Origin of the sequence: Streptomyces odonnellii (assembly GCF_000981895.1) — a bacterium.
GTDB lineage: Bacteria > Actinomycetota > Actinomycetes > Streptomycetales > Streptomycetaceae > Streptomyces > Streptomyces odonnellii.
The window spans coordinates 1-6,113 of the sequence record NZ_LATD01000052.1 but is presented as its reverse complement, the minus strand read 5'-3'; the positions used below and the strand labels follow the sequence as shown (position 1 = coordinate 6,113).

At 69.2% G+C, this 6,113-nt stretch carries 13 protein-coding genes; 12 read left to right on the top strand and 1 reads right to left on the bottom strand.

The genetic code is table 11. From position 1 onward, the window contains the following. The 7 genes from WH07_RS06845 to WH07_RS06820 all read left to right on the top strand — a co-directional run. Nucleotides 1-359 (top strand): hypothetical protein (locus WH07_RS06845; RefSeq protein ID WP_232788748.1); only part of this gene is annotated, 359 nt, incomplete at its 5' end. Continuing rightward, the gene (locus WH07_RS06840) at nucleotides 356-661 is read left to right on the top strand and encodes a hypothetical protein (RefSeq protein ID WP_046496555.1); all 306 of its coding nucleotides are present in this window, start codon (nucleotides 356-358) and stop codon (nucleotides 659-661) included. The genes WH07_RS06845 and WH07_RS06840, both read left to right, overlap by 4 nt. Continuing rightward, complete coding sequence (locus WH07_RS06835; RefSeq protein WP_046496553.1) at nucleotides 655-957, top strand: DUF6197 family protein; 303 nt, start codon at nucleotides 655-657, stop codon at nucleotides 955-957. Before WH07_RS06840 ends, WH07_RS06835 begins: the two co-directional genes overlap by 7 nt. Continuing rightward, nucleotides 954-1,274, top strand: a complete 321-nt coding sequence (locus WH07_RS06830; protein ID WP_052744277.1) for a hypothetical protein — start codon at nucleotides 954-956, stop codon at nucleotides 1,272-1,274. The genes WH07_RS06835 and WH07_RS06830 overlap by 4 nt, the downstream gene beginning before the upstream one ends. 79 nt (nucleotides 1,275-1,353) lie before the next feature. Beyond that, complete coding sequence (locus WH07_RS40265; RefSeq protein WP_198533736.1) at nucleotides 1,354-1,506, top strand: hypothetical protein; 153 nt, start codon at nucleotides 1,354-1,356, stop codon at nucleotides 1,504-1,506. 10 nt (nucleotides 1,507-1,516) lie between these two features. Then, the gene (locus WH07_RS06825; RefSeq protein WP_046496551.1) at nucleotides 1,517-1,840 is read left to right on the top strand and encodes a hypothetical protein; all 324 of its coding nucleotides are present in this window, start codon (nucleotides 1,517-1,519) and stop codon (nucleotides 1,838-1,840) included. Further along, a complete protein-coding gene (locus WH07_RS06820) occupies nucleotides 1,837-2,562 on the top strand; it encodes a hypothetical protein (protein WP_046496548.1) in 726 nt (241 codons plus the stop codon). Before WH07_RS06825 ends, WH07_RS06820 begins: the two co-directional genes overlap by 4 nt. A 784-nt stretch (nucleotides 2,563-3,346) precedes the next feature. On the opposite strand, the gene WH07_RS06815 is transcribed toward WH07_RS06820, so the two are convergent. After that, nucleotides 3,347-3,679: a hypothetical protein gene (locus tag WH07_RS06815; RefSeq protein ID WP_046496546.1), complete on the bottom strand. Its 333-nt coding sequence runs from the start codon at nucleotides 3,677-3,679 to the stop codon at nucleotides 3,347-3,349. Between the two features lie 130 nt (nucleotides 3,680-3,809). On the opposite strand from WH07_RS06815, the gene WH07_RS42100 reads away from it, so the two are divergent. The 5 genes from WH07_RS42100 to WH07_RS40905 all read left to right on the top strand — a co-directional run bounded on the left by WH07_RS42100 (nucleotide 3,810) and on the right by WH07_RS40905 (nucleotide 6,028). After that, complete coding sequence (locus WH07_RS42100) at nucleotides 3,810-4,061, top strand: helix-turn-helix domain-containing protein (protein ID WP_079023002.1); 252 nt, start codon at nucleotides 3,810-3,812, stop codon at nucleotides 4,059-4,061. 443 nt (nucleotides 4,062-4,504) lie between these two features. Continuing rightward, on the top strand, nucleotides 4,505-4,825 hold the full coding sequence (locus WH07_RS06805) for a hypothetical protein (RefSeq protein ID WP_046496542.1): 321 nt from the start codon (nucleotides 4,505-4,507) through the stop codon (nucleotides 4,823-4,825). 121 nt (nucleotides 4,826-4,946) lie between these two features. After that, nucleotides 4,947-5,381 (top strand): hypothetical protein, encoded by a 435-nt coding sequence (locus tag WH07_RS06800; RefSeq protein ID WP_046496539.1) that lies wholly within the window; start codon nucleotides 4,947-4,949, stop codon nucleotides 5,379-5,381. A 78-nt stretch (nucleotides 5,382-5,459) separates the two neighbouring features. Next, entirely contained in the window at nucleotides 5,460-5,669 is a 210-nt protein-coding gene (locus tag WH07_RS06795; protein ID WP_052744275.1) for a hypothetical protein, read from the top strand. A gap of 2 nt (nucleotides 5,670-5,671) precedes the next feature. Beyond that, on the top strand, nucleotides 5,672-6,028 hold the full coding sequence (locus WH07_RS40905; protein WP_046496537.1) for a hypothetical protein: 357 nt from the start codon (nucleotides 5,672-5,674) through the stop codon (nucleotides 6,026-6,028). The last annotated feature ends 85 nt before the right edge of the window (nucleotides 6,029-6,113 follow it).

The window sequence follows — 6,113 nt, the reverse complement described above, 5'->3', positions numbered from 1 at the left end:
GGCGGCCGTACCGCCATCGTGCGCGCCACCGAGGCCGGCGTCACCGGCTCGATCCGCCCGGCTGGCGGCGCGCGGTGAACGCCACCCCCACCCCGGCCCCGCCCAGCGACGAGGCCCGCGAGATCCTCCTCGCCATCGCCGCCCGCCTCGCCTCCGTGCGCCCGGCCCACGAGTTCACCGACGGCCGCCGCCTCGCGATGATCCTCACCGCGGTCACCGACCGGCACGGCTACATGAGCGACGCCGCCGACGAGCTGGAGGCCGAGGTCCTCCGGTTCGCCCCGCCCGTCGACCGCGCGATCACCCGCGGCGAGTACTCCCTCCTGCTCCGCAAGGCCGCCGGGGGTGACGACCAGTGAGCGACACCACCGGACCCAAGCACGGCCAGGGCATCCCCGACTCCGTGATCCCCCTGCTCGCCGCCATCGCGGACGCGCTGAACCTCCCGTTGCCGAGCGTCCACCAGCACGACGAGCGCGCCTACCACCGGCTGCTGGAACGCCGCAGCCAAGCGGTGCGCAGCCAACTGCTGGCGATCCTCGCTTACCCCGACCTCGGGTTCGTTGATGATGCGGCCCGCATCCGGTCCGAGACCGCTGCCAGCCCGGTCACCTACACCCCGTGGAAGGACCCCAGGGACGGGGAGGCGGCATCGTGCTGACGCTGTCCGTCACTCCCTCTCGGGTTGCCGCCGTCCTCCACCAGGCCGCCGACACGCTCGCCGCCGAGGGCTGGGACCCCTACCTCCGGCCGGTGATCGCCATCATCGACCGGACGGCCGGCTTCACGAAGCCCGGCATCGACCCGGCCGCCGAGGAGACAACGCTCCGGGCGTGGGACGCCCTCGGCGCCCACCTCGGTGAGCAGTCGGTCGAGCGGTGGGAGCGCGAGCCGGGACACACCACCGCCGAGGTCTGCACCGCGCTCCGCGGCGCCGCCGAGGGGGTGTCCTGGTGAGTACGCCTCCGCTGCCCGGGAAGGGCCTGTCCGTCAAGGTCGACGCCGAGCTGTATGACGACCTGGCCGTGATCATGAGCGCGGGTATGACCGGCGACGGCGACGGTATGACCGCCTCGATGGCGGTCAAGCACGCGGTATCACTCGTCGCCGGTACGTACCGCAACGCCTGGTCCGCCAAGGTCTACCCGCCCGGAGTCGAGCCGCAGATCATCGCTTGCCAGGTCGCCCCGTACGACCCCGCCGTCCACGGTCACACCGGCCCCGACCAGCCCGGTCACACCGAGACCCCGCCGCCCGCCGAGCCGGGCACCTGACCCGTCATACCGCCCGCGCCCGGGCCTCTCGGTCTGACGCGCGGGCGGTATGACCTGGCACATCCCACGGAGTACCACCGTGCTCGCCTACGCCCTCGGCTGGGGCCTGACCGCCTACCTGGTCATACGCGCTCTCGCGCTCCTCACCCCGCCGGTCATACGCGCCCGCCTCGCCACCTGGGCGATCTACGCCGCGTCCGCCGTCACCATCGCCAAGCTTCTCGGCTTCTGAAAGGCCCCGCATGTCTGACAACCTGACCGCCGCCATCGACACCGCCGCCCGGCACACCATGGCCGCCCAGCCCCAGATCGCGCCCGCCCTCGACGTCAACGGCGGCGCCATGGGAGCACTCATCGTCGGCATCATCATGTGCACGATCATCGTCGTGAAGTGGAAGAACAACGTCTACAAGGACGCCGAGAAGAAGGTCGTCATCACCACCGCCATCGCCGTCGCGCTCCTCGCCGGCAGCGCGGGCGGGATCGTCGCGGACCTCTTCGGCACCGTCCAGCAAGTGGGCGGCACCGTCGGCACCACCATCACGCAGACCGGCGTCGGCCGGTGAGGCTGCCCCTGGAACCCCTCGCCCGGCCGCTGGGCGAGGGGAGCGTGATCCTGTACGAGCGGATCACGGCCTGGGTCACGTCCCCGAAGTACCGGGACCTCCCCGACGACGCCTCGAAGGGCGCCAAGCCCGAGCTGGACCCGCGGGCCCCGCTCAAGCGGCTCGCCCTCCTCGGCGCCGGCGGCTACTTCATCCTCGTCTCCGACTACACCACCTACGCGGTCGCCGCCGGGACGGTCGCCTGGGTCACCGGGGCCTGGGCCATCGGCTACCGCGAACTCCCCGACGACCAGCCCGAGGAGGGTTTCGCTGACACCGAGACCCCCGGCGGAGGGGTGTCCACCGTGGTGGACACCCCTCCGCCGGATCCCCGCGCGGTCTTCGCCCGCTGGCTTGTCCAGCGCATCGGCCAGCGCCCCGGCATCCACCTCGCCGAGTTGTACCCCGCGATGCGCCAGCTCGACTTCATGCACGGGCACGACGACGCGGCCCTCCGCGGCGTCCTTCGCGAGCTGCGCATCCCCATCACCCGCAGCCTCCGCATCGGCACCGTCGAAGGCCGCTCCGGCGTCCGCCTCTCCGACCTCGCCCCTCTCCTCCCCCGCGACGGAGACCAACCCCTCTCCACAGGTGGAGACGCAGGTCAGCCCGCCGATTCTCCAGACGGAGAGCAGCCGGAGAGCGGCGGAGAGCAGACCGGAGAGCGGGTGGAGAGCACATGATCCGCCGCCTCTGCCAGGCACTCGGCATCGACTTCCGCACCCGCTACTGTGCCCCCTGCGGCGGCCACTACCCACCCAGCCACTTTCCCTGCCCCTGATCACAAAAGGTTCGAGCCCCACCGCCCCCATCGGTGGGGCTCACCCGCACATCGAGACCGCCCAGCTACCACGCAGCGGATTCACACGTTCGTGCATACAGCGGATAGCTCCGGCCGTTGTCGTAGTAGTCACCGTCAACGACGGTGCACCACTCCTGGTTGCCACTCTGGTTGTTGGCCTTAGCCGTCGCAGCAATTTGTGGTGCGGCACCCGAATTCGAGGACTCCGCCACCTCGGCACCGTCCCTTGTGAGGGTTACCGTGACGTCCGCATCAGCCCAGGGAGAGCACGAAAAGTAGCCGTATGCCGTCACACTCGGGGACTTGTACGTGGGGGTGTTAGCCACCGCGTAGCACGATGCTGCCGGGGCCGCACCGGCAGGAGCGATGGCAGACCCTATGGCGACGGCCGCCCCCGCAAGAGCAACCGCAGCCCTCCCCTTCAAGCTCGTCTTCACTGTGTGTTCCCTTCGTCCTCCGAACAACGGCGACCCATCTGGCCGCTGGTAAAAACGTGAACGACGGGTCTTGCGTGGAACCTTGGAGGAACCTTGAACGTCCCGGTCAGCGCACGATGCCGAGCGGCCGTCAGCCTAGGTGTTGGTTCCACGAGGTCCTCGGACGCTGCTTAGGACCCGGCCCCGCCGCGAACACCGCGGCGGGGCCGCTGTCCGTCGCGTGCTCGGCTACGACTTGTTGTTGAGCGCTGGCAGCATGCTGGACAGGAGCCACGCCGAGCCGTTTGCCTGCTCCCCATCGCCGTGCGCGGCCTCCACCAGCGCAAGCAGAGCCGAAGCGGACGACCCATCCAGCCGGTACACCAACACCGTCCTGTCCTGCCGCTTCGGAATCTCGAACGGTATGTGCCCAAGCCCTGCGGCCCGCAGCCCAGCAGAGATCTGCTGTACGACGATCTTCTTGGCGCGCTGCGCCCCGAACGCGTTCCGCAGCGTCTTCACTGAGACAGCCGCATATCCGTTCCCGGTCTCAATGGCCTTCTCGACCTCTGTAAGGTCCACGGTCCCCCCTTGGGATTTGAGTCCTTGGAGGGTAGTGGCCACGGAATGACCGTGAGGGGCGAATTGCAGGGTTGCGCCGGTTACGGTAATGCCCTCTCCGTACTCGTAACTCGTACGCGACCATGGGGGCATGTACGTACCGCCCGGCCACCTCACCGCCCAACAGACCGCTGACGCCCTCGGCATCGGCCTCGGCGGGGTCCGCCAACTCGTCCGCCGCGGCCGACTCAAGAAGGCCGGCGGCACCGAGCGGCACCCCTACTACGCCAGCGCCGCCGTCACAGCGCTCATCGCCCAACGCCACCCGATCCAACGCCCCTTGACGCGCAGGTCAGAGCCGTGTAACGATCTCCGTGCAGAGCTGTGCCCACAACCAGCCTGACAGCAGACACCACAAAGGCCCCGGAACGCTCACCGCGTCGAGGCCTTCGCCATACGGCCAGCAACCTACTCGACCCGAGACCGCCGACGCTCCCTCGCCCAAACCCACGCGTCACGGCCCAAGTCGAACACGAACATCACCACCGAGAAGAAGGCAGCCGTCAGGACGGCAACGCTCCACGGGATACCGTCTCCGCCGATCCAGCCAAGCAGCCAGGGCGGCAGGATCCCCACCGCGCCGCATCCCACGGCCACCCCAGCGTGCCACTTCCAACGCGGGCTGAACTTCGTCACCTTCCCCACCCCCACAACAGTCGATACCCACAACTACCCCCGACGAGCGCAGCAGTCGGGGGGCTCGGTGTCACGACTCCGTCACCAACCGGACGCACCAGCCACGCGCGCGACACGATGTCCCCCTCATCTACCGTCCCAGGGGGGACCATGCGCACCCGAGCCACCCGCTTTACCGGCGAGCTGCTCGCCATACTCGTCCTGGGCACCGCGATCACCGTGGTGGGCACATGGGCCAGCAGCGACGAACCCGCAGACCCCGCCGCCTGCAAGGCCGGCCTGGCGAAGAACCTCGACGAAGCCATGAAGCAAGGGGACGACGCCGAGTTCCCCGCGGCCTGCGAGAACGTCGACGACACGGCCTATCAGCGTCTCGTCGATGAGGTCTACAACGAGAAACGCAGAGAGATCGAGGACAAGTACCAGGAAAAGCTCAAGGAACTCGCCCCTCCCACGCCTCCGACGCCATAGCCAGGCGAAAGGGCACCGGAAACTTGTACCCGCCCGCGTGTCACAGTCTCGTCACCATACAGACACGTCGCCCCCACACGCGGCACGATGTCCCCCTCATCTCACAGTCCTGGGGGGACTCATGCGCACCCGCACCACCACGGCCGCTGTCGCCGCGTTACTGCTCGCCACACTCACTGCATGCGGCACCGAACCCGAGCCCTCGGCCAAGGCCGCCGCCAGCGCTCCCGCGACTCTCAGCGCGGAGGACAAGGCCGCGGCCCGCGAGGCGGCTGGCCTTCCTCCCGAGCCCAACGCCACGACGCGCGCGGCCTTCCTCGATGCGCTGACAGCCATTGACCCGCGCATCATCAAGCCCGGCAAAGACGACCAGGCTGTGAGTCGCGGGCTCAACCAGTGCAGCAGCATCAAGTCGAGCCCGGACGACAGGGAGAAGCTGTCACAGCAGGCGCTTGACCGCTTCACCGTCAACACGCGACTCCCGGACATCGCCACCCCTGAGACCGGCGGCAAGATCGTCGATGTCGTGCGCAAGCACCTCTGTCCCGACTTCTGACCCACTGCTCAACCGGCCCGGCCAGCACCCCGTGCGGCCGGGCCTTCCCATGCCCGCCGTACCCGTTGGAGACGCATCATGGCCCGCATCCAGGTCCTCGAACTGCCGATGTCTCACGTCGGTGACGCCACCGAGACGCCGTTCGTCCTTGTCATCGATCAGGCGGAGGTGCAGCGCCACGTCCTCGGCGTGGACCAACCGGGACAGGGTTCGTACTGGGACACCATGGGCCAGAAGATCGGCGTCCGGGCAGTGATCGTCACACCGGACACCCTCGATGTCATCTGATCATGGCTACACGCAAGGCCAAGCAGGTCTGCCCGACTCCCGGGTGCCCGACCCTGACGGACGCGGGAAGGTGTCCCCCCTGCCAAGCTCAGGCCAGGGCCGCCCGGCCATCCACCCACGCCCGCGGCTATGACCGCAGGTGGCGTGACGCCAGTGCCCGCTACCTCGAAGACCATCCGTACTGCGAGTGCGAGCAGTGCGCCCCGCTTCCCCCGCTCCAGCGTGACCTTGCGACGGAGGTCGACCACGTCGACGGCCTCGGTCCGCTCGGGCCGCGCGGCTTCGACCCGGCGAACTGGCAGGCGATGAGTAAGCGGCACCACAGCGCGAAGACCGCCCGCGAGACGTTCGGCACCTGAACCGCCCTCGGTCTGCGGTCACTCGCTGCGACCGGACCCAGGGGGGTGACCCCGGCCGCGCGGGGGTGGAGCAGCGCGGGGGGGG

What these genes read in the sequence shown, in the direction of transcription:
- WH07_RS06800 (WP_046496539.1), top strand. Translation starts at nt 4,947, where the DNA reads ATGCGCACCCGCACCACCACGGCCGCTGTCGCCGCGTTACTGCTCGCC.
- WH07_RS06805 (WP_046496542.1), top strand. Translation starts at nt 4,505, where the DNA reads ATGCGCACCCGAGCCACCCGCTTTACCGGCGAGCTGCTCGCCATACTC.
- WH07_RS40905 (WP_046496537.1), top strand. Translation starts at nt 5,672, where the DNA reads ATGGCTACACGCAAGGCCAAGCAGGTCTGCCCGACTCCCGGGTGCCCG.
- WH07_RS06825 (WP_046496551.1), top strand. Translation starts at nt 1,517, where the DNA reads ATGTCTGACAACCTGACCGCCGCCATCGACACCGCCGCCCGGCACACC.
- WH07_RS42100 (WP_079023002.1), top strand. Translation starts at nt 3,810, where the DNA reads ATGTACGTACCGCCCGGCCACCTCACCGCCCAACAGACCGCTGACGCC.
- WH07_RS06795 (WP_052744275.1), top strand. Translation starts at nt 5,460, where the DNA reads ATGGCCCGCATCCAGGTCCTCGAACTGCCGATGTCTCACGTCGGTGAC.